This window comes from Comamonas sp. NyZ500, from assembly GCF_016772095.1.
Taxonomy (GTDB): domain Bacteria; phylum Pseudomonadota; class Gammaproteobacteria; order Burkholderiales; family Burkholderiaceae_C; genus Comamonas; species Comamonas thiooxydans.
The window spans coordinates 13792-33882 of sequence record NZ_JAEIJE010000008.1; the positions used below are offsets into that span (position 1 = coordinate 13792).

Consider the following 20091-nt stretch of genomic DNA (forward strand, 5'->3'; position numbering starts at 1 on the left):
TTGCGCGCCGTCAAGCCCGTCATTCGCTCCCATTTTTGCAGCAGAAAGTGCCTGCTTGGTGTTGATTTGCTTGCATTTTTTTCAAAACACCCTGGAACAAACCCTTAGAATCGCGCACCTGCTGCTGCAGAGGCCTGAGCCCACATTACGGCCTGCTCTCGAAGGCGCAGGCAGTCCGGGACGCGGCCCCAGCAAAACCAGTCTTACAAGGTGGCGGCATCCCGTTGCCCACCCATCGCATACAGTCCGCCCCGAGCACACATCATGAGCCGCACCCCTTCCGACGAAGCAGGCAACTCCACCCACCACACGCCGCATGGCGGCTTCCAGCCCTCTGGCGCATTGCGCCCCCTGCCCTCGCTGATCTTTGCCAGCCGCTGGCTGCAGCTGCCGCTGTACCTGGGTCTGATTGCCGCCCAAGGTGTCTATGTCTGGCACTTTCTGCTGGAGCTCTGGCATCTGGTGGAGGCAGTCTTCGGCAATCAGGAAGCCCTGCATGCCCTGATCACCAATATTGGCTACAAAAGCGATGTCCAGATCACCCATCTGAACGAAACCATCATCATGCTGGTGGTACTGGCCTTGATCGATGTGGTCATGATCTCCAACCTGCTGATCATGGTCATCGTGGGTGGCTATGAAACCTTTGTCAGCCGCATGGGCCTGGAATCCCACCCCGACCAGCCCGAGTGGCTGAGCCATGTGAATGCCTCGGTACTCAAGGTCAAGCTGGCGCTGTCCATCATCGGCATCAGCTCCATCCACCTGCTCAAAAGCTTTATCAACGCCGGCAGCTATGAAGTACAGGTGCTGATGTGGCAGACCATCATCCACGTGGTCTTCCTGCTCAGCGCCCTGGCCATTGCGCTGACCGACAAGCTCACCCAAAGCGCTCATCATTGAGACAGCACGTCCTCCTGAAAAAGCCCCGCATGGTTGACCATGAAGGGGCTTTTTTCATGCCCATGGCAGCGGCAAAACGCGTCAAAAGCTGACAACCGGCAAAAAAAAGCCCTCGGTAGGCTGCCACGCCTTATCTATCAAGCACTTGCGCCTCCTGTTTTTGCGTATGCAAATGTTTCAATGGCGCGATTTCCGGCGGATGCGGGCGGCAAAGCTTACAGTCTGATTTGACGCATAAAACCCAATTCGATATATTAAAAAGTCATTTACAACCTGCCGTGCAGGTCGTCACCGCATTGTTGAGATGCGGTTGACTCACTTCCCGGCGGATCGTTGTGTCAATTCATGAGCGCTTGCCGCTCTTTGGCGCAGCCCCGTCAACCGGGCCGAAACACGGCCCTGATGTAGGGGGCTCTCCCCGGCCGATATTGCCGGGGTTGGCCTGACAAGAAGCCGTGCAGACACGTGCCAGTCGGTACCTGATCTGCCAGCCAGCTGCTTCTTCCAATTTGCCAGCTCTTGCGCACACCTGGCTGTGCCATCCGGGCTGAAAACTCGGCGCCATCGCTGCGCCATCTGCATTGCGCAGCCCTGTCCACAAGGCCGGGCTGAGCTGCGGCATCAGGGCTTTTATTTTGGCTTGTGCGCCAGCGCCCACCGGCATTGCCGGCTGTGGGCGCTGGACTGTGTTCCATCTCATCAAAAAGGAGAACGCCACAGTGGCCAAGCAAATCGCTATCGATCATGTCTTCAAGGTCTTCGGCAACGATCCGAAAACCGCGCTCAACCTGGTGAAACAGGGCCGGAGCAAGCAGGAGATCCTCGCCCAGACCGGGCAATCCATCGGCGTGTTCGACGCCGACTTCACCATCGAGGCCGGTGAAATCTTTGTGGTCATGGGCCTGTCGGGCTCGGGCAAATCCACCCTGGTGCGCATGCTCAATCGCCTGATCGAGCCCACCAGCGGCCGCATCCTGGTCGACGGCCAGGACATCAATACGCTCAATGACAAGGAACTGCGCGCGCTGCGCCGCAAGGACATCTCCATGGTGTTCCAGTCCTTTGCCCTCATGCCCCACCTCACGGTGCTGGACAACACGGCCTTTGGTCTGGAGCTGGCCGGCGTGGACCGCGCCACGCGCCAGCAGCAGGCGCAGGATGCCCTGGAGCAGGTAGGCCTGGGTGCCTGGGGCGCCAGCTATCCGGACGAGCTCTCCGGTGGCATGCAGCAGCGCGTGGGCCTGGCCCGCGCGCTGGCCTCCGACCCGTCCATTTTGCTGATGGACGAGGCCTTCTCGGCACTGGACCCCATCATCCGCACCGAGATGCAGTCCGAACTGTTGCGTCTGCAGGAAATCAAGCGCCGCACCATCGTCTTCATCTCTCACGATCTGGACGAAGCCATGCGCATTGGCGACCGCATCGCCATCATGAAGGACGGCATGGTCCAGCAGGTCGGCACGCCCGACGAGATTCTGCGCAATCCCGCCAACGACTATGTGCGCACCTTCATTCAGGGCGTGGATGCGGCAGCTGTATTCAAGGCCTCTGACATCGCTCGCCAGGCGCTGACCGTGATTTCAGAGCACAGCGACCGCGGTTGCCGCGCCGCGCTTCGCCTGCTGGAGGACTCCGACCGCGATTACGCCTATGTGCTCAATGCACGCAAGCGCTTTCTGGGCGTGGTCTCGTCGCAGTCGCTGCGCGATGCGCTGCACGGCCACGAGGGAATGCTGGGCCTCAAGCACGCCTTTATCTCCGATGTGAAGCCCATCGCCAGCAGCACGCCGGTGGCCGAGCTGTTCGGCACCGTGGCCACTCCGGCCTACCCGCTGCCTGTGGTGGATGAAGAAGGCAAATACCTGGGCGTTATCAGTCGCACCACCATGCTCAAGTTCCTGGATCGAGCCACCCCGCCGGTGCCGCCACCCCAGAAGGAAATTCCGCCCATCAAGCTGGACCAGCACTTCCAGCCCAAGTCCAACACGCAAGCTGCCCAGCACGCAGCGCAATAAAAGAAGGGAGCCGATTTGAACGATAACGCACTGAACAACCCCAACACAGAAACCACCAGCACGGCTTTTGACGACCCGTGGGCCGCAGCCTCTGCGCCCGCCACCGAGCCGGCCAGCGCCAATGTCACTAGCTCGGCGGCAGATGCCGATCCCTGGGCTGCCTCCTATGCCGATGCGGATGCCGGCTCAGGCACCGATGCCTGGAGCAGCGGCGATGCTGCCAGCCAGGCCAGCAGCACCGACTGGCTCAGCGCGCCCTCGCCCACCGATGTGCCCGAGCATGACGGCGGCATAGGCCAGCTCTGGCACCAGATCACCACCGAAGGCCTGCCCGTGCAGGACTCGATCAACAACGGCCTCACCTGGGTGGTTGATCATTTCCGCCCCTTCTTCCAGGCCGTTCGTACCCCCATCGACGCCACGCTCAACGGTGTGACCGATGTGCTGCAGACCATCCCCATGCCCGCACTGGTGCTGCTGATTGCCCTGCTGGCCTGGCAGTTTGCAGGCCGCAAACTGGCCATTGGCTCGGCAGTTTCGCTGCTGATTGTGGCCCTGCTGGGCATCTGGTCCGAAGCCATGGTCACGCTGGCCCTGGTGCTGACCTCGCTGTTCTTCTGCATCGTGATCGGCCTGCCCGTCGGCATCTTGCTGGCCAGCAGCGACCGTGCCCAGCGCTGGACGCGCCCACTATTGGACGCCATGCAGACAACACCGGCCTTCGTCTATCTGGTGCCGGTGGTCATGCTGTTCGGCATTGGCAATGTGCCCGGAGTGATCGTGACGATTGTGTTTGCCCTGCCGCCGCTGATCCGCCTGACCAACCTGGGCATTCGCCAGGTACGCCCCGACCTGATCGAGGCCAGCCGTGCCTACGGTGCCTCGCCCGCTCAGTTACTGTGGAAAGTCCAGCTGCCGCTGGCCATGCCTTCCATCATGGCCGGTATCAACCAGGCGCTGATGCTGTCGCTGTCCATGGTGGTGATTGCTTCCATGATCGCCGTGGGCGGTCTGGGCCAGATGGTGCTGCGCGGCATCGGCCGTCTGGACATGGGTCTGGCCACCGTCGGCGGCCTGGGCATCGTGCTGCTGGCCATCGTGCTGGACCGCATCACCCAGGCCATGGGCGAGCCCAAGCGCGGCAGTGCCCGCTGGTGGGCCACCGGCCCAGCTGGTCTGGCCGTGCGTCTGCTGGGCAACAAGCGCTCGGCACCGGCTCCCAAGCCCGGCAGCGAAGCCACCAAGCCAGCAACGATCTGAATCAAGAACAAGGAGAACGCATGAGTACAGCCACCAACACTGCCAGCATCCGCCACGGCCTGGGCCACTGGCTGCTTGCCAGCACAGCCGCAGCCTCCATGGCCCTGTCCATGGTGAGCACCGCTGCCTTCGCTGCCGACGAGCTTCCAGGCAAGGGCGTCAAGGTCCAGCCGCTCAAGAGCTCGATTGCCGAAGAAGCCTTCCAGACCCAGCTCGTCATGAAGGCCCTGGAAAAGCTGGGCTACGAGGTCCAGCCCATGAAGGAAGTGGAATACCCCACGGCCCATATTGCACTGGCCAACGGCGATGCCACCTTCATGGCCAATCACTGGAACCCGCTGCACGCCGACTACTACAAGAATGCGGGCGGCGACGCCAAGCTCTACCGCAAGGGCGTGTTCTCGGCCAATGCGGCCCAGGGCTATCTGATCGACAAGAAGACGGCCGATGCGTACAAGATCACGAATCTGGGTCAGCTCAAGAGCCCCGAAATTGCCAAGCTCTTCGACACAGACGGTGACGGCAAGGCCGACCTGACGGGCTGCACGCCGGGCTGGGGCTGCGAAGCCATGATCGAGCACCAGCTTGGCGCCTACAAGCTGCGCGACACGGTCACTCACAAGCAGGGCACCTATTCGGCGCTGATGGCCGACACCATCACGCGCTACAAGGCCGGCAAGCCCATCCTCTACTACACCTGGACGCCCTACTGGGTGAGCAATGTGCTCAAGCCCGGCAAGGATGTCGTGTGGCTGGAGGTCCCGTTCTCCGCGCTGCCCGGCGAGCAGTCCGGCACGGACACCAAGCTGGCCAACGGCAAGAACTACGGCTTCATTGCCAACAACCAGCAAATCGTGGCCAACAAGGCCTGGGCCGAGCAGAACCCTGCGGCAGCCAAGCTGTTTGAAATCATCAAGCTGCCCGTAGGCGACATCAACGCCCAGAACTACATGATGAGCCAGGGCCAGAACAAGGCCTCCGACATCGAGCGTCACACCGACGGCTGGATCAAGGCCCATCAGAAGACTTTCGACGGCTGGATCAGCCAGGCACTGGCGGCTGCCAAGAAGTCCTGATCACACCCTCGAATCACGGCGACCGCTACGGCGGCCGCCGTTTTTTTATCACCGGACCGCCCCAAGATAAAACGCCCCTCCTGGAGGGGCAGCGAACCACACGCAGTGGGGAGCGTGGGGTGTCATTTGCAATCAGGCCGCAGGCCCAACCAAACCAAGGAGAGACAAGAACAATGAGCAAGTCTGTGCAGACCCCGACCCCAAACCGACGCGCCAGGCGCCAGCTGCTGCTGGGCACGGCCGGAGCCGCGGCGCTGAGTCTGGGCCAGTCACCAAGCTGGGCAGCCGGCCAGAATGCGCCTGGCAATGCGCTTCCCGGCCAAGGCATCACCGTGCTGCCCGTCAAGAGCGCTCTGGCCGAGGAGAACTTCCAGACACTGCTGGTGATGAAGGCGCTGCAGCAACTGGGCTACACCGTCAAGCCCTGGGAAGAGCTGGACTACCCGCTGATCCACGTGGCCGTGGCCAATGGCGATGCCAGTTTCATGGCCAACCACTGGAACCCGCACCACGCCGAGTTCTATCAGCAGGCCGGCGGCGACGCCAAGCTCTCGCGCAAGGGCGTGTATGCAGCCGGTGCGGCCCAGGGCTACATGATCGACAAGAAGACGGCCGACGAACACAAGATCACCCATCTCGACCAGCTCAAGGATCCTGGACTGGCAGCCCTGTTCGATATCGACGGCGACGGCAAGGCCAATCTGATCGGCCCCAACGCCGGCTGGGGCGGCGAGGCCGTGGTGGCCCACCAGATCAAGGCTTTCGGTCTGGAAAGCACCGTCAGCTACACCCAGGGCAACTATCCGGCCCTGATTGCCGACACGCTGGCGCGCTTCAAGGCCGGCAAGCCTGTGCTGTACTACGCGTGGACGCCCTACTGGCTCAGCAATGTGCTGCGCCCGGGACAGGAAGTGGTGTGGCTGCAAGTACCGCGCTCCTCCATGCCCGGCGTGCAGGCCGGCACCGACACCCGGCTGCCCAATGGCCGCAACTACGGCTTTCCGCTCAACAACGAGTACATCGTGGCCAACAAGCTCTGGGTCGAACAGAACCCCGCTGCCGGCAAGCTGTTCGAGATCATGCAGATTCCCATCAGCGATATCAGCCGCCAGAACCAGCTGCTGCGCGAAGGGGAAAGCAAGCCCGCCGATATCCACCGCCATGTGGACGCCTGGATCAAGGGCCATCAGAAGACTTTTGACGCCTGGATTGTCCAGGCCAAGGCCGCAGCCCTGAAATCCTGATTCGCCAACGGCGCACCGAACCGGGTTCGGGCGCCGTTTCTTTCATCAACCCTCTCGCTTTTTTCATGCCGATTTCGGGGTAGGCACCCAGCATCCAAGGAGTATTCATGCACCGCGACACGCCCGCACATTCCCCTCTCCCAACCCTGCAGCCCCGATACCGCTATCTGGTTGCCATCGCCTTGCTGAGCTTTGGTGCTGCTGCCGCTCAAGCACAAACGAGCTCTGGCGATCTGCCCGGCAAAGGCGTCTCGGTGCAACCGCTCAAGGGCACGGTGGATGAGGAAATGTTCCAGACCCTGCTGGTTTCGCGTGCTCTGGAGAAGCTGGGCTACCGGGTACAGCCCGTCAAGAGCCTGGAAAACGGCACCCAGCATGTGGCCGTGGCCCAGGGCGATGCCACCTTTACCGCGACTCATTGGATGCCTCTGCACCGTGCCTTCTATGAGAGCAATGGCGCAGACAAGGCCTTCTATCGCGCCGGCACCTATTCGCGCAATGCGGTCCAAGGCTATCTGATCGACAAGGCCACGGCCGAGAAGTACCGGATCACCAGCATCACGCAACTCAAGGACCCCAAGCTGGCGGCGCTATTCGACACCGACGGCGACGGCAAGGCCGACCTGACGGGCTGCAACCCCGGCTGGGGCTGCGAGCTGGCCATCAACAAACATCTCAAGGGACTGGATCTGGAGTCCAGCATCACCCACAGGCAAGGCAATTACCAGGCCTTGATTGCCGACACCATCACCCGCTACAAAAGCGGCAAGCCCATTCTCTACTACGTCTGGACCCCGTTCTGGGTGAACACCGTGCTGCGCCCGGGCAAGGAGGTCAGCTGGCTGGAGGTACCCAATGTCCCCGGGGCACAGGGCGAGGACCAGACCCAGCTGCCCAATGGCAAGAACTACGGCTTCCAGCTCAATCAGCAATACATCCTGGCCAACAAGGCCTGGGCCGAGAAAAATCCGGCCGCTGCCAAACTGTTTGCCGTGATGCAGCTGCCCATTGAGGACATCAACGCCCAGAACATGCGCATGCGCCAGGGCGAGAGCAGCTCGGCCGACGTCAGCCGCCATGTGGACGGCTGGATCAAGGCCCATCAGCAGACTTTTGACAGCTGGCTGGAGCAGGCTCGCGCCGCTGCCAGATAAGTATCAAAAACGGCTACAGCGCTTTATGGCAAAGCGCTGGCAGCTATCAAAAATGCTTTCGGCAGCGGGCAGCTGCCTACCAGTTGGCCTTGGCATTGCGGCAGGCCGCCTGGCTGGACAGGGCGACAAAGCGCTCCACCCGCAGCGCCAGCATCTTGCGCCCCTGTCGAGCCAGCACCGGATCAGCCACGGCTCGCTCCACCACCCTGCCCTGCACCTCGGCCAGCATGGCGACGGTGGCGCTGCTGCGCGTGTTCAGATAGGCCTGCTCCAGCAGCACGCTGTCTCCCTCGGGCAGCACGCCGATGATCTGGCCGCTTTCGCATTCCTGAAACCGGGCCGTCTCGCCGTCCAGGCTGTACAGTCCCTGCCAGCGCCCGCTTTCCTCGCTAGGCTTGAGGCCTGCAGCGGCAGGGCCGGCCTGCCTGACCTCGGTCTGGGCCTGGGCCTGCTTCTTCCCCGTCAGACCGGTCCAGGTCTTGTCCCAGGTCTGGGAAACCTTGTCCGTCATGCCGGACAAGCTCGAACAGGCGGTCAAACCCGTCACCACAATGACACTGGCCGCCAGGCGCCACAGCTTGCTCTGCATGAATACCTCTGATTTTCCAAAAGCAGGCACGTTAACAGACAGCGGCAGCCTTCAATTGCTGCAGATATCTCTATGCAACAAAGTGTTGCATACATAATCAGCGATCTCTTGAACCAATGCAGCCATGAGCCAACCCACCGCCCCCATCGTCCACGGCACCGAAGATGTGCTGATTGCCCTGTGCAACTCCGTCTCGCGCGTGCTGCAGGTGGCCACCCAGTGCCCGATCCAGTACTCGGGCATGGTGCAACGCATCACCAAGACCAGTCTCAAACCCGATATCGGCTGCTTTGTGCTGATCGATGGCGGCTTTTCTGCGCTCATCATCATCAACTTCTCGGCCGATGCGGCCATGGAGCTATACCGCAGCTATCTGCTGTCCATGGGCATGGCCGAGAGCGATCTGGCCAGTTCCTATACCTCGGACGATGTGAGCAACGTCATGGGCGAACTGATGAACCAGGTCGTTGGCGACTTCACCAGCAAGGTGCAGCGCGAACTGCAGACCCATATCGCGCAAAGCCAGCCCAAGATGATCCGCCTGAACAAGCAGGTCAATCTGAGCGTGGATGCCAATCTGGATGCCCCGGAAGCGCGCCGCGTGACCTTCTACACAGGCAACAACAACATCTTCTATCTGGAGATGGCGGTGGATCACATGGAGTTCATCAAGATCAAGGACTTCGAGGCCCAGGAAAAACCGGACCCTGATCTTGTCATGGCCCAGGCCCATGAAGCCCAATCTGGACAAGCACCTGCCGCTATCAATACTGCTGTAGCCTCCAGCGACACCGACGACCTGCTCAAGTCGCTGGGCCTCTAAGGCAAGAGCGACGGCCCGGGAGCTCGCGTTTGCACGTGATCGGTCTTGCGTCGGCGGCGCTTACCTGCCTTTTTCTGCCGGCAGGCCCGGTCTTACCGCATCGGCCATTGCGAGAATAAAGGCGCGTAGCTTTTGCACATCGTCGTCGCTGAGCTTGCCCGCAAAATCGGGCATGCCACGCGAGGTGGCCGGGCCGTTGATGATGAAGCTGCCCAGATTGTCAATCATGGCCGCAGGCAGATAGGTCAGGCTGGGCAGGGCCCCGCCCTTGCTGATGCCAGGATAGCCGTGACAGGCAATGCAGTTGCTGTTGTAGAGTGCGGCACCGGCCGGCACCAGTTGCTGGTCGTACTGGAGCCCACCGATCAGGGCATTCATCTGATAGGCCACCCGTTCCGGCATCGGGGCCTTGCCTCCCAGCACAAAGGTATAGACCGTGCCGGGGCTCTTGAAGTCGGCCACGCGGTCACCCAGGCCAAAAGCACCACCCCAGCCCACGGCAATCGAGACATATTGCCGGCCGTCCAGTTCATAGCTCACCGGTGCCGCAATCACGCCGCTGCCCATGGGAGCCGCCCAGAGCTTTTTGCCGCTTCTGGCGTGATAGGCCACCAGCCGCGCATCGGCCGTTCCCTGAAAGACCAGATCGCCGGCCGTCGCCAGCGCTCCGCCATTCCAGGGCGAGACATGCTTTTGATGCCAGGCTTCCTTTTGCCGCACCGGGTCCCAGGCGATCAGGCGACCAAAGGGCAGGCTGCTGGGCTCCAGCATCACGCGCCCCGTATTCCAGCCGGTATTGCTCATGAGCTGGCCCGGCGTATTGCTGTTGAAGCCGGTCCAGTTCGGATCGTCGGCCATGGCAGTGGGAATATGCTGGGTCGGAATATAGGCCAGCCCTGTCTGCGGGCTATAGGCCATGGAATGCCAGTTATGCGCCCCCAGGGGGCCGGGAATGATCTCGGCCTTGCCGGCGCTGCGCACGGCCTCCTCCATGAGGGGACGGCCGTTGCCGTCATAGCCCCTGGCCCAGTTCACGGGCACAAAGTTCCTCGCGGAGATGAATTTTCCGCTCTGGCGGTCGATCACAAAAAAGTAGCCGTTCTTGGGCGCATGCAGCAACACCTTGCGCAGCTTGCCGTCAATTCTGATGTCAGCCTGCACGATATCCTGGGCAGAAGTGAAGTCCCAGTTATCACCCGGCGTTTCCTGGTAGTGCCATTTGTAGGCACCCGTGTCCGGGTCCAGCGCCACGATGGAGCCTAGATAGAGGTTGTCTCCCCCCGCAGGACTGCGCTTGCGGTGCGCCCAGGGTGAGCCATTGCCCACGCCGATATACATCTGATCGAGTTCTGGGTCGAACACCAGCGAGTTCCAGACCGTTCCGCCACCGCCGCTCTCCCAATACCTGCCTGCCGGGTCCCAGGTTTTGGCCGCCTCCTCCAGCGCCTTGCTCTCATAAGCCCGAGCCGGATCGCCTGGCACGGTATAAAAGCGCCAAACCTGCTTGCCGGTCTCGGCGTCATAGGCCGTCACATAACCGCGAGCACCATATTCGGCGCCGCCATTGCCGATATAGACCTTGCCCTTGAACACTCGCGGAGCGCCCGTGATGGTGTATGAAAAATTCTTGTTGTCTATGGTGTCCGTGGACCAGACCTGCCGGCCCGTGGCAGCGTCCAGCGCAATCAGCCGCCCGTCGAAGGCAGCCACAAACACCTTGCCCTTGTAGACGGCCACACCGCGGTTGACCACATCGCAGCAGCCCTTGTAGGCCATCTCGCGCGGCACCTGTGGGTCGTAGGTCCACAGCGCCTTGCCCGTGCGTGCATCCACTGCATGCACCACGCTCCAGGGGGCGGAAACATACATCACGCCATTCACCACGATGGGGGTGGCTTCCACGCCGCGCGACGAATCGAGCTTGTACGACCAGGCCAGGCCCAGTTGGTCCACATTGCCACTGTGGATCTGCTTGAGCGGGCTGAAGCGATTTTCCTGATAGTTCAGCCCATGGCTGGGCCAGTCCTTGCCGGTCCTGGCATTGGCTTCGATATGAGCGTCATCCACATGCTGCCCAGCCAGCGCCGGCATGGACAGCCAGCCCAGCAATCCTGCAACGGCCAGGCTCACCAAACGCCGGTTTGGCCTGTGGTGGGTGCGGATGCACGCAGGGTTTTGCATAGAGTCTGTCTCCTGTGGTGATGGGGTCGTTCTGCCGCAGTTCTCCCGCCAGCTTCGGCAAATTCTTGGGCAAGCAGGAGCAGCTCACATCACAGGCAAATCCGCACTCCGTTTGGACGATGCGTCGCACGCCTGACAAGGTGCCATGTCCGACGACAGCAGGTCACAGCATCCTTGCCTAAAACCCTGTTAACAAGATAAATACTGTTTGCGCAATAATTTGAATACCAACTATTTAAATGCATTCGGAATGTCCAGCACCGCCTCACTGTCCAGTCGTCAGCGCCAGCTCATGTTCGTCATGGCGCAGGTCAACAAGCAATGGCGCCGCACGCTGGACAAGGTCCTGGCACCCCTGGGTCTGACGCAGGCGCTGTGGCTGCCCCTGGTCCACCTGGAGCGCAGTGCGGGTGCCATGCGGCAAAAGGACCTTGCTCTGGCACTGGCGCTGGACAGCTCTTCCATCGTGCGACTGATTGACGGCCTTCAGGCCCAAGGCTGGGTGGAGCGCATCGACGATGCCGATCGGCGCGTCAAGCGCATACAGCTCACGGCGGCCGGACTGCTTCAGGTCGAGACCGTCAAGACCATCGTGGCGGATGTCCGCAGCGAAGTCATGCAGGAGCTGCCCCCCGATCTGCTGGACGCCACACTGGATGCACTGGAAATCATGCTGGAAAAGATGGCTGCGCTGGAAGCAAGCGCCAGCGAGGGCTCCCAGCCCGAAAGCTGAACTAGCGCCACACGCAACAGAACCCTCACAGCCAGTTCCGGATTTCACTTGTATGCAAAGTCCCGTCACCCCTGTACGCAAAGCGCCGCTCTGGCTGCTGGTCATGGTCACCATTGCCGGCACCATGGCCATGCATATGTTCATCCCGGCTCTGCCCGATGCTGCTCGCCACTTCGGCGCCAGCAGCGGACAGATGCAGCAGACCATCACCGTCTACATCCTCGGCCTGGCACTGGGCCAGCTGATCTACGGCCCCATGTCGGATGCACTGGGCCGCCGCCCTCTGCTGCTGGTCGGACTGTGTCTCTACACCGTCGCCAGCCTTGCGGCCTTTCTGGCCCCCAGCGCGAATATGCTGATTGGTGCGCGCCTGATTCAGGCTCTGGGCGGCTGCGCCGGCCTGGCACTGGGCCGCGCCATTGCCCGCGACACTGCGACACCGGAAACCGCCGTGGGCAGTCTGGCCTTGCTCAATCTCATGATGATGATTGGCCCGGGCATCGCCCCCTCCATAGGCTCGGGGCTGGATGCCCTGTTTGGCTGGCGCATCATTTTTGCGGTGCTGGCGCTCATGGGCGTGCTGACGGCCATCGGAGTCTGGCGCCTGCTTCCTGAGACCGGTCACCCCACCGGCAAGCTGAACTGGCACACCGTGCGCAATGACTATCGCACCTTGCTGGGTTCCCCCCAGTTTCTGGGCTTCGCCATAGGCGGCGGTAGCGCCACCACATCCATGTACGCCTTTATTGCTGCAGCGCCGTTCATCTTCATCGAGCAGTTGCACACCAGCAAGGCGCAGCTTGGAATCTACCTCGGGGTGCTGATGGCCGGCATGGCAGCAGGCAATGCGCTGGCACGCCAGCTCATCAAACGCTGGCCACTGGAGCGGCTGATACTGGGCGGCAATATGTTGAGCCTGGGCTGTGCGGCTGCACTGGTAGTCCTGACGCTGCTGCAGCTGATCAACGTACCCGCTGTCGTGACATTGATGCTGCTGTTTACCTTGGGTTCCGGCATGACCAGCCCCGCCGCACTCTCCAAGGCTCTGGGCGTGCACAGCGATTTGACGGGATCGGCCGCCGGAGTCTATGGCTTCACGCAAATGGCCGTGGGCGGTCTGTGCACGCTGGGAGCCAGCCTGGGTGGCAGCCCGGCGCTATCAGCTTTTACAGTGCTGCTGATTGCCTGCATCGTGGGTCAGCTGGGCTTTCGCAGCGCGCTCAAGATGAAACCGGCCTCTAGCGCTTGATGGAAAATCGTAAACAGCTATATATTCAGTAGCAAACAGATTCAAGGAGCACCATGTCATCCATCGCCCAAAGCTGGCAGCGCATCGGCGCCTGGTATGCCCAGAACACACCCAAAGACACTCTGGTCTTGGCCGATGGCGCCAGCGAGGCAGAAATTGCCGAGCTGGAAGCCGCCCTGGGTCAGCGCCTGCCGGACGATGTGCGTGAGTCACTGGCCCTGCACAACGGCGCGGCCAATGAGGCGTATCTGCTGTACTTTGGCGAGCTGCTGTCCACACAGCGCATGCTGGAGGTCTGGCAGATGTATGCGGACATGCAAAAGAGCGAAGGCTGGGGTCTTGGCCCGGACTACAACCCTGACTATCTGCAAGGCCCCCTGCGCCCCGTGTACTGGGATGCACTGCGTGTTCCCCTGACCGACAACTGCGGCGATGGCGCCATGCTGGACCTTGCGCCAGCGGCTGGTGGCCATGCGGGCCAGATCATCGAGTTTGATCACGAGGGAGGCCCCAAGGGCGTGTTTGCACCCAGCTTCTCGGCCTGGCTGGCGCTGCTGGCCGACGAGCTGGAGCAAGGCAAGCATGTCTATATCGAAGACGCAGGCTGTGTGGCACCGCCGGGCACCTGGTGAAAATCGGCGGTCAAGGCCTGCACGGCATCGTCCACGCTCCAGGCTGAATAGCAGTCGGGGTTGAGCCCCGGCATCTGCACGCGCTGCAGCAGCTCGCGCAGACTGTCCTTGACGCGGGCCAGCCGCAGCAGCACCCCGGCTTGCTGCAGCTGACACGCCAGCTCGCCCAGTGCCTCAATGCCGGTGCTATCCAGATCAGGGCTTTCTTCCAGACTCAGCACCACGGCATGCACATCTGCAGCTTGCGCCACGCGCGCGCGGATATCGCTCATCACAGCCTCGGCATTGCCAAAGAACAGGCTTTCCTCGGGCCGCAGAATCAGCAGACCCGGCACAGGTTGCGCTTCTGGGTGGCGTTGGCGGTCCACAAAATCATGGCTGCCCACCAGCCGCCCCAGCTCGCTGACATGGGACTGGGCCATGCGCTTGAGCAGCATCACAATGCTGACCACCATGGCCAGCAGCAGGCCATCAAGCACACCCAGCACAATCACGGCAGCAAAAGCTGTGAGCGCCACGGCGCGATCACGCTGCCAGATGAAATAAGGCTGCAGCGTGCGCCAGTTGAGCGAATGCGCCACCGCATGAATGACGATGGCGGCCAGCAAGGGCTCAGGGATTCGCTCCATCCAGGGCAGCAACTGCCACACCAGCACGGCCACCACGGCGCAGGCAATCAGGCCTGCGGCCTTGGTCTGCGCGCCAGCCACCTCATTGGCCGAGCTGGCCGAAAACCCTGCACCCACAGGCAGGCCCTGAAACAGGGCCGAGGCCATATTGGCGCCGCCCAGCGCCAGCAGATCGCGGTTGCTGTTCACCCCATCGCCATGGCGCAGCGCCAGCGAGCGGATAGAGCTGTATGACTCGGCATACAGAATCAGGGCCAGCGCCACAGCCAGCTGCCCCACGCGCAGCCAGTCGCTCCAGTCCAGCGCAGGCAGGGCCAGATGCGCAGCACCCAGTTGCAGCGAACCCACAGGCGCTATGCCCCAGCTCCTGCAAAAGCCCAGTGCATCGAGCGCAATGCCCGCCGCAATCACCAGCAAGGCACCGGGCACGGCCTTCCACCGCGCCAGAAGCCGCAGCGCCAGCAAGGCCACAAGCAGCATGGTCAGGCCATACCAGTTCCAGCGCGGTAGCAGCGCGATCAAGTCCCAGCTGAAATGCAGAAAGTCGCTGTGCGCGGGATGCACGCCCACAGCCAGTGGCAGTTGCTTGACCACAATGGTCAGCGCCAGACCAATGGCAAAGCCGCGCAGCACGGGCTTGGCAATGAATTGCGAGATGCCGCCCAGCCGCAGCAGGCCCGCCAGCACAAACATCACCCCTGCCACCAGCACCATGGCCACCCCCATGAGCGCGCGATGATCGGCCGAGACATGCAGCACCGAGCCCGTGGCCGCCAGCAGCACAGCCGCTGAGGATGAGGTCGACGACACAATCGCAAAGCGGCTGGTACCGAGCAGCCCATAGACCAGCAAGCCCGCAAACAGCGCAATCACCCCGGCCTGGGGCGGCGCACCGGCAATGCCAGAATAGGCCACGGCCTCGGGCAGCAGCAGCCCCGCGATAGACAGGCCCGCAATCCAGTCCGCGCCCGCAAGCATCCAGCGCGCAGTCATAAAGGCTTGTGCAGATTGCTGGTCACACCTGACCAGCCGGGCAAGAACTGCGCCTTGACGCTACGGGCCAGCGCAACAGCCTCCACGACCGCAGACTCAGGCAAGCCCAAACCACCACTGCTGCGCAAATCCGCCTTGCGAAACAGAGGCCGGTAGAAATCAGCCCAGAGGAACTCGGCATAAGGCGAGGCATCCTTGGCATAACCACCGGCCTTGCGCACCTCCCCCGCCAAGCTGCGATACGGGTCATCCCTAAGCTGGCTCAGTTGCTGGGGGATCTGCGAAAACTCGCAACGCCGCCCCTTCTCGTCATAAGGGTGCGCCCAGTGGTGGAACTCCATGACGCGCCAAAACATCTCCGCGCCCTGTTCGCTCAGATCGGCCAGTTGCATGACCCAGACGGTTTTGACCGCTTCATGCATCAGCGCCAGTCCCAGATGATGGTGATCCACGATGAAAAACCGGCCCTGAGGACCTTTCACGGCTGGAAACCAGTGACTGAGCAACAGTTTGTCGCGAGCCTTGGATTTCAGCTGAGCCCATTGAGAGCGTTTGAGCGACACTTCGGCAGCCCCCACCGTCATCTGCGTGGGCCGTAGATCCGAAACCGAAACCTGCTCCAGGTGCTGCTGTGCGGACATGCCGACTCCAGTCATCAACGATGTCGCATTGTGTGCAAACCCTGGACAAAAAGAAAAGAGCCCGGCAGGCGGGCTCTTTTCAGTACGGAACCGGCTTACAAATTGCCGACCATCTGCTCGGGCACGACCCACCGGTCGAACTGCTCGGCCGTCACATGGCCGCTGGCAATGGCCGCGTCTCGCAGGCTGCTGCCCTCCTTGTGCGCCTTCTTGGCAATATAGGCTGCCTTGTCGTAACCGATATGCGTGTTGAGCGCTGTCACCAGCATCAGCGAACGGCCTACCAGTTCGTCAATGCGCGCGCGGTTGGGCTCTATGCCCACGGCGCAGTGATCGTTGAAACTGACCATGCCGTCGGCCAGCAGGCGCACGCTTTGCAGGAAATTGTGCGCCACCATGGGGCGGAACACATTGAGCTCGAAGTTGCCCGAGGCTCCGCCGAAATTGATGGCCACATCGTTGCCGAACACCTGGGCGCAAAGCATGGTCACGGCTTCGGACTGCGTGGGATTGACCTTGCCCGGCATGATGGACGAACCCGGCTCGTTCTCCGGGATCGAGATTTCGCCCAGGCCGCTGCGCGGCCCGGATGCCAGCCAGCGCACGTCGTTGGCGATTTTCATCAGGCTTGCAGCCAGCGTCTTGAGAGCTCCATGTGCATAAACCAAGCCGTCGCAGCTCGCCAGAGACTCGAACTTGTTGGGCGAGGTGACAAACGGGGAGCCTGTCAGTCTGGCCAGTTCCGCCGCCACGCCTTCGGCATAGCCCTTGGGGGCATTCAGCCCCGTACCCACGGCCGTCCCCCCCAGGGCCAGCTCATACAGATGCGGCAATGCAGCCCGCACATGGGCTTCGCCATGGGCCAGCTGGGCCACCCAGCCGGATATTTCCTGACCCAGCGTCAGCGGCGTGGCATCCTGCAAATGCGTGCGACCGATCTTGACGATATCGGCAAAGGCTTCGCTCTTGGCCAGCAGCGTGACACGCAGCTTGGCGATGGCAGGCAGCAACTTGTGCTCGATGGCCGTCACCGCCGCCACATGCATGGCCGTGGGATAGACATCGTTGCTGGACTGGCTTTTGTTCACGTCGTCATTCGGGTGCACCAGACGGGCTTCACCGCGCTCGCCGCCCATCAGCTCGCTGGCCCGATTGGCCAGCACCTCGTTGACGTTCATATTGGTCTGGGTGCCGGAACCTGTCTGCCAGACCACCAGGGGGAACTCATCGGGGTGCTTGCCCGCGAGCACCTCATCGGCGGCCGCATTGATGGCTCTGGATTTTTTCTCGTCCAGCAGACCCAGCGCCTGGTTGACGCTGGCGGAGGCCTTTTTGACCTGCGCCAGCGCAGCAATGATTTCACGCGGCTGCTGCTCGCCGCTGATGTCAAAATTCTGCAGCGAGCGCTGCGTCTGCGCGCCCCAGAGCTTGTTGGCGGGTACATCGATCAGGCCAAAAGTGTCTTTTTCCTGGCGGGTGACTGTCATGGAATCGCTCCTTGCAATACAACTCGGCGCAGCTGGCTGAAGAAATCTGGCTGCCGTTGGCCGCAAACGGAAGTCGACCCACCGCCAGGCAGGCCACTCCCACAACCGGTCCATGCTAGCTCAGCCCGGCAGGCGGCAAGCACAATCGAGGCAACACCCCTGCGCCGGCAAGGCCAGAAATACATAGTTACATTAAATCAATGTCGGACAAAGAATCCGACCGGCCTTGCTGGCCCGCCACATCAATGTTCACTGATCTTTCCACCCCCATCGCCACCACCGTCATGACATCAAGTTACAGCACGATGATGGTGTGTGTCTCCATCGTCATCGCGGTATTTGCCTCTTTTGTGACGCTGGGTCTGGCCCGTCGCATGCGCATGGCCTCGGGCAGAATCGGACGCATCTGGTGGGCCATCGGCGCCATGGTGATGGGCACGGGGGTCTGGGCCATGCACTTCATCGGCATGCAGGCGTTTGAGCTGCCCATCACCCTGGGTTACAGCGGTGCTCTGACGCTGGCATCCTGGGTCGCGGCAGTCGCGGCATCGGCATTGGCCTTTGGAGTGGCAACCAGGGCCGAATACCGCTGGCCTCATTTTCTGGGCGCCTCGCTGCTCATGGGCGGCGGCATCTGCGCCATGCACTATCTGGGCATGCTTGCCATCGAGATGTCCATCCCGATTGCCTGGGACTGGCCGCTGGTGGCGGCCTCCGCTCTGATCGCAGTACTGGCCTCGGCCACGGCGCTGACTCTGTTTCGCGCGCTGTTTTCGCTCTCCGGCAAGCGGCTATGGCTGTTCCAGACATTGGCGGCACTGGTCATGGGCTTTGCAATCTGTGGCATGCACTACACCGGAATGTCGGCAGCCAGCTTTGCCAGCGGCTCGGTCTGCCTGAGTGCGGAAGCCCTGAGCGGCCCCGAGCTCACCACCATCATCATCATCACCACGGTCATGCTGCTGATTGCGGCGATGTTCAGCACCTTGCTCGATGCGCGCCTGCAAAGCACAGCCTTCAAGCTCAATCAATCGCTGCAGGAAGCCAATGCCAAGCTGCAGCTGGCCAATACCGAGCTGCGCCAGCGCGCCTTTGCCGATCCGCTGACCAATCTGCCCAACCGGCTGCTGTTCGAAGACCGCCTCATCCATGCCCTGCTGCGCCTGGAGCGCGCCAACCGCTCGCGCACCAAGGAGCGGCTGGGAATCTTGTTTGTGGATCTGGACGGCTTCAAGCCCATCAACGACTCCTTCGGTCATGCAGCAGGCGACCAGATCCTCGTCAGCGCGGCCGAGCGCCTCATGGCGGAAGCCCGCAGCAGCGATACCGTGGCCCGCGTGGGCGGGGATGAGTTCCTGGTGCTGCTGGAGGACACCCAGGACGTGGCCGCCTGCATGGCGGTGGCCAATCGCATTCTCAAGGCGCTTAGTCAGCCCTTTCGCCTAGGCAACAAGGAGCTGCAGATCACCTGCTCCATCGGCATCGTGGCCTTTCCCGACCATGGTGACCGCGACCACCTGATCGCCAACGCAGACGCCGCCATGTACGCAGCCAAACGCAATGGTGGCAACGGCTTTGCAGTGTTCGAGCCGCATATGGGCAGCGATGCATCCGAGCAGCTGGAGCTGCAAAACGACCTGCGCCACGCCATTCAGCGCGGTCAGATGGAGTTGCATTACCAGCCCAAGATCGACAGCGAGCGCGGCAACATCATCGGGGTCGAGGCGCTGCTGCGCTGGGCTCACCCCGAACGCGGCATGATTGCCCCGGACATCTTCATTCCCCTGGCCGAGCGCTTCGGCATCATCAACAGCCTGGGCAACTGGGTGATCGAAGAAGCCTGCCGCCAGCTGGCCCTGTGGCGCGATATGGGACTGCAGATGCGGGTGGCGATCAATCTTTCCGTGCACCAGCTGCGCGAAAGCGGCCTGGCAGATCGCATCACCCAGACGCTGCTGCGCCACGACGTACAGGCCAGCCAGCTGCTCTGCGAGATCACCGAATCCGTGGCCATGGAAGACACCCAGGCCACGCAGCGCGCAATCGAGGAGTTGCGCGACATCGGCATCTTTCTCTCTATCGACGACTTTGGCACCGGCTACTCCAGCCTCAACTATCTGCGTCAGTTGCCCGCGCAGCAGCTGAAGATCGACCGCAGCTTCATCCGCGACCTGGAAACCGAGGAAGATGCCCGCGCCGTGGTCCATGCCGTCGTGCGCCTGGCCCATGCCCTGGGCCTGCGCGTGGTGGCCGAGGGTGTGGAAACTGCGGGTCAGCGGGACATCCTGATCGACATGCAATGCGATGAGCTTCAGGGCTACTTCTACGCGCGCCCCATGCCGGCGGACAGCCTGCTGGCCTGGGCAAGAGGCGATCGCCGAGGTGGTCAGGCCGATTTCTCGGCCTCCATCCTCGGCGCACTGACAGGCTGAACGCCACACAGCACCCACCAGTCATATATAAGACTGGTGGGTTATGGCTG

The 20091-nt window shown here is 62.0% G+C and carries 16 protein-coding genes; 11 read left to right on the top strand and 5 right to left on the bottom strand.

Annotated features, from left to right (window positions below):
• Positions 1-264: 264 nt before the first annotated feature.
• The 6 genes from JAO85_RS13595 (at position 265) to proX (JAO85_RS13620) (ending at position 7652) form a co-directional block, all read left to right on the top strand.
• Positions 265-903 carry a YqhA family protein gene (locus tag JAO85_RS13595; protein WP_012837574.1) on the top strand — a complete coding sequence of 213 codons (639 nt, stop codon included), beginning with the start codon at positions 265-267 and terminating at the stop codon, positions 901-903.
• Between the two features lie 719 nt (positions 904-1622).
• On the top strand, positions 1623-2918 hold the full coding sequence (gene proV, locus JAO85_RS13600; RefSeq protein WP_145914893.1) for a glycine betaine/L-proline ABC transporter ATP-binding protein ProV: 1296 nt from the start codon (positions 1623-1625) through the stop codon (positions 2916-2918).
• A gap of 15 nt (positions 2919-2933) precedes the next feature.
• Complete coding sequence (gene proW / locus JAO85_RS13605; protein ID WP_080771134.1) at positions 2934-4178, top strand: glycine betaine/L-proline ABC transporter permease ProW; 1245 nt, start codon at positions 2934-2936, stop codon at positions 4176-4178.
• A 20-nt stretch (positions 4179-4198) separates the two neighbouring features.
• On the top strand, positions 4199-5254 hold the full coding sequence (gene proX, locus JAO85_RS13610; protein ID WP_059440904.1) for a glycine betaine/L-proline ABC transporter substrate-binding protein ProX: 1056 nt from the start codon (positions 4199-4201) through the stop codon (positions 5252-5254).
• 173 nt (positions 5255-5427) lie between these two features.
• The gene (proX, locus tag JAO85_RS13615) at positions 5428-6498 is read left to right on the top strand and encodes a glycine betaine/L-proline ABC transporter substrate-binding protein ProX (RefSeq protein WP_202788269.1); all 1071 of its coding nucleotides are present in this window, start codon (positions 5428-5430) and stop codon (positions 6496-6498) included.
• 107 nt (positions 6499-6605) lie between these two features.
• On the top strand, positions 6606-7652 hold the full coding sequence (proX, locus tag JAO85_RS13620; RefSeq protein WP_202788270.1) for a glycine betaine/L-proline ABC transporter substrate-binding protein ProX: 1047 nt from the start codon (positions 6606-6608) through the stop codon (positions 7650-7652).
• 76 nt (positions 7653-7728) lie between these two features.
• On the opposite strand, the gene JAO85_RS13625 is transcribed toward proX (JAO85_RS13620), so the two are convergent.
• The gene (locus tag JAO85_RS13625) at positions 7729-8241 is read right to left on the bottom strand and encodes a hypothetical protein (RefSeq protein ID WP_034378541.1); all 513 of its coding nucleotides are present in this window, start codon (positions 8239-8241) and stop codon (positions 7729-7731) included.
• Between the two features lie 124 nt (positions 8242-8365).
• Here JAO85_RS13625 and JAO85_RS13630 point away from each other — a divergent pair, with 124 nt between their 5' ends.
• Positions 8366-9064 carry a DUF3334 family protein gene (locus tag JAO85_RS13630; protein ID WP_012837567.1) on the top strand — a complete coding sequence of 233 codons (699 nt, stop codon included), beginning with the start codon at positions 8366-8368 and terminating at the stop codon, positions 9062-9064.
• A gap of 60 nt (positions 9065-9124) precedes the next feature.
• Here the strand turns inward: JAO85_RS13630 and JAO85_RS13635 are convergent, their stop codons facing one another.
• Positions 9125-11155, bottom strand: coding sequence for a PQQ-dependent dehydrogenase, methanol/ethanol family (locus tag JAO85_RS13635; RefSeq protein ID WP_237734849.1), 2031 nt, complete (start codon positions 11153-11155; stop codon positions 9125-9127).
• Between the two features lie 340 nt (positions 11156-11495).
• Here JAO85_RS13635 and JAO85_RS13640 point away from each other — a divergent pair, with 340 nt between their 5' ends.
• From JAO85_RS13640 to JAO85_RS13650, 3 genes are read left to right on the top strand one after another with little or no spacing between them, the layout of a single operon-like run.
• A complete protein-coding gene (locus tag JAO85_RS13640; protein WP_012837565.1) occupies positions 11496-11978 on the top strand; it encodes a MarR family winged helix-turn-helix transcriptional regulator in 483 nt (160 codons plus the stop codon).
• Positions 11979-12030: 52 nt separating this feature from the next.
• The gene (locus tag JAO85_RS13645) at positions 12031-13227 is read left to right on the top strand and encodes a multidrug effflux MFS transporter (protein ID WP_202788271.1); all 1197 of its coding nucleotides are present in this window, start codon (positions 12031-12033) and stop codon (positions 13225-13227) included.
• Between the two features lie 53 nt (positions 13228-13280).
• On the top strand, positions 13281-13859 hold the full coding sequence (locus JAO85_RS13650; RefSeq protein WP_012837563.1) for an SMI1/KNR4 family protein: 579 nt from the start codon (positions 13281-13283) through the stop codon (positions 13857-13859).
• On the opposite strand, the gene JAO85_RS13655 is transcribed toward JAO85_RS13650, so the two are convergent.
• From JAO85_RS13655 to fumC, 3 genes are all read right to left on the bottom strand, one after another.
• Positions 13814-15481, bottom strand: coding sequence for a SulP family inorganic anion transporter (locus JAO85_RS13655; protein WP_003061058.1), 1668 nt, complete (start codon positions 15479-15481; stop codon positions 13814-13816). The two genes, JAO85_RS13650 and JAO85_RS13655, sit on opposite strands and share 46 nt — an antisense overlap.
• Positions 15478-16122 carry a ParB-like protein gene (locus JAO85_RS13660; protein WP_202788272.1) on the bottom strand — a complete coding sequence of 215 codons (645 nt, stop codon included), beginning with the start codon at positions 16120-16122 and terminating at the stop codon, positions 15478-15480. The genes JAO85_RS13655 and JAO85_RS13660 overlap by 4 nt, the downstream gene beginning before the upstream one ends.
• A 95-nt stretch (positions 16123-16217) precedes the next feature.
• Positions 16218-17609, bottom strand: coding sequence for a class II fumarate hydratase (gene fumC, locus JAO85_RS13665; RefSeq protein ID WP_087863660.1), 1392 nt, complete (start codon positions 17607-17609; stop codon positions 16218-16220).
• Positions 17610-17854: 245 nt separating this feature from the next.
• Here fumC and JAO85_RS13670 point away from each other — a divergent pair, with 245 nt between their 5' ends.
• Complete coding sequence (locus JAO85_RS13670) at positions 17855-20041, top strand: bifunctional diguanylate cyclase/phosphodiesterase (protein ID WP_012837559.1); 2187 nt, start codon at positions 17855-17857, stop codon at positions 20039-20041.
• Positions 20042-20091: the final 50 nt, after the last annotated feature.